The 2,111-nt window shown below is 43.8% G+C and carries 2 protein-coding genes; both read right to left on the bottom strand.

The genetic code is table 11. The annotated features are described in order from the left end of the window. Positions 1 to 161: 161 nt before the first annotated feature. On the bottom strand, positions 162 to 710 hold the full coding sequence (locus SORDD27_RS00810; protein WP_061426790.1) for a carboxymuconolactone decarboxylase family protein: 549 nt from the start codon (positions 708 to 710) through the stop codon (positions 162 to 164). 131 nt (positions 711 to 841) lie between these two features. Further along, positions 842 to 2,110, bottom strand: a complete 1,269-nt coding sequence (locus SORDD27_RS00805; RefSeq protein WP_231069253.1) for an alanine/glycine:cation symporter family protein — start codon at positions 2,108 to 2,110, stop codon at positions 842 to 844. Position 2,111: the final 1 nt, after the last annotated feature.

The raw sequence follows: 2,111 nt of genomic DNA, 5'->3' as shown, positions 1-2,111 counted from the left end.
CCTGCTAAACCTAATAAACAGCCAGAGAATACTAAGGGGAGCTTTTTCATCCGAGCCTCCAATAATCATGTTATTATTAGTATAGCATAAAAGCGCTTAAAATAGCATAGAAAAATGAAGACTGGATTACTCAGCCTTCATTTTTTTCTTTATGGTTCCAACTAGGCATAGGCTTGCAATTCTGGGTTAATGGGCGTATTGGCTAGATTGTTGGCATAGTTGCAGAGGCTAGCAAGACTAACACCAAGAACTACATCCAAAGCATTTTGTTGCGTGTAGCCAGCTTCCAAAAATTCAGCCAAGGCTTCATCTCCCACACGCCCTTTGGTATTGATAACTGCCAAGGTAAACTTAGCTAGAGTATCTAGCTTAGGATCTGACTCGATTGGGGTACGGTTTCGGAGAGCTTGGAGAAGATCATCATTCATCTGGATTTGTTTGATCGAAAAGGCAGTATGACCAGCGACACAGAAAGCACAACCATTAGTTACGGCAGCTGTGATTTGCACTACTTCGCGTTCCACTGGAGTCAGGCTATTGCGACGGTTGATGGCTCCGACAGTTCGGTAGGTTTCAAGCGCCGTTGGAGCATTGGCCAAGAGACCGATTAGGTTGGGAATATAGCCATTGTTGTCTTTTTGTACTGTTTCAAGAACTTCTTTTACTTCTGCTGGTGCTGATTCTACTGTGTGGATGGTAAATGTTGTCATAAGAAACCTCTTTTCATTTTATTGTCATTTAGTCTATCATAGAATTTCACCCTTGGATAATATATATTTTCAATCGCCTTGATAAAAAATGTCTATGAAATGAAAAAAATCACACTAAAAGTGTGATTGGGTTAGTGTTTAAAATACTTTTTAGTCTCAGCAATGACGACTGGCGACAAGACTAAGAGGGCAATCAAGTTTGGTAAAGCCATCAAGGCATTGACGATGTCTGCGATAATCCAAACCATATCCAACTCGATAAATCCTCCCAACAAGACCATGACTACAAAGACTACCCGATAGAGCCAGATAAAGCGAACGCCAAAGAGAAACTCGAAACAGCGCTCTCCATAGTAATTCCAGCCGAGAATTGTCGTAAAGGCAAAGAGAACCAAAAATATGGTCAAAAGAACGGAGCCAAAATTTGAAAAAATTGTTGAGAAGGCTGACTGGGTAAGGGCAACTCCATTCAAATCACCACTCCAAACACCAGTTACCAAGATGGTTAAACCTGTCAGAGTACAGATAATCAAAGTATCAATAAAGGTTCCTGTCATGGAAATCAAGCCTTGCTCGACAGGCTCATTAGTCTTAGCTGCAGCCGCTGCAATGGGAGCTGAACCAAGACCAGATTCGTTAGAAAAGACTCCTCGCGCCACACCATTTTGAATCGCAGTACGGATAGTCGCACCTGCAAATCCTCCTACTGCAGCTACAGGGCTGAAAGCAGAAGTAAAGATTAGGGCAAGTGTGGCTGGGATTTTCTCGATATTAAAGAGAATGACTGCAAGAGTTCCCAGAATATAGACAATAGCCATAAAAGGGACGACTGCTGTTGAAACCTTGGAAATGGATTTGAGTCCACCAAAGACTGCAATCGCGACAAAAACAGACAAAACGATAGCTGTGATAGCTGGATCAATTTGAGCTGTATTTTGGATAGATTCTGTAATTGAATTGACTTGGGTAAAGGTACCAATCCCTAGAAGGGCAACCAATACACCCGCTAGGGCAAAGAAGATTGCAAGTGGACGCCACTTTTCTCCCATTCCCAAAAGGATGTAGTGCATGGGGCCTCCAGCTACAGCGCCGTTTGCATCCTTGGTGCGGTACTTGATAGCCAGCAAGCCTTCAGCATACTTGGTTGCCATCCCAAAGAAGGCTGCCATCCACATCCAAAAGAGAGCACCTGGCCCACCAACCTTAATGGCTGTCGCAACTCCGATGATATTTCCCGTACCAACGGTGGCAGCTAGAGCTGTACAAAGAGCTGCAAAGCTCGACACATCGCCATGTCCCTTGTCCTTGGTGAAAATTAACTGAAAAGCCTTAGGGAGTCGAGCCACCTGCAAAAGGCCTAGTCGGATGGTCAGATAAATACCCGTCCCGACCAATAAGATT

The organism is Streptococcus oralis (genome assembly GCF_001579025.1).
Taxonomy (GTDB): domain Bacteria; phylum Bacillota; class Bacilli; order Lactobacillales; family Streptococcaceae; genus Streptococcus; species Streptococcus oralis_X.
Note: the sequence above shows the minus strand (reverse complement) of the source record. Positions and strands in the feature narration are given on the sequence as shown.

Coding starts and splice junctions, on each gene's coding strand:
- SORDD27_RS00810 (WP_061426790.1), bottom strand. CDS start 710: ATGACAACATTTACCATCCACACAGTAGAATCAGCACCAGCAGAAGTA.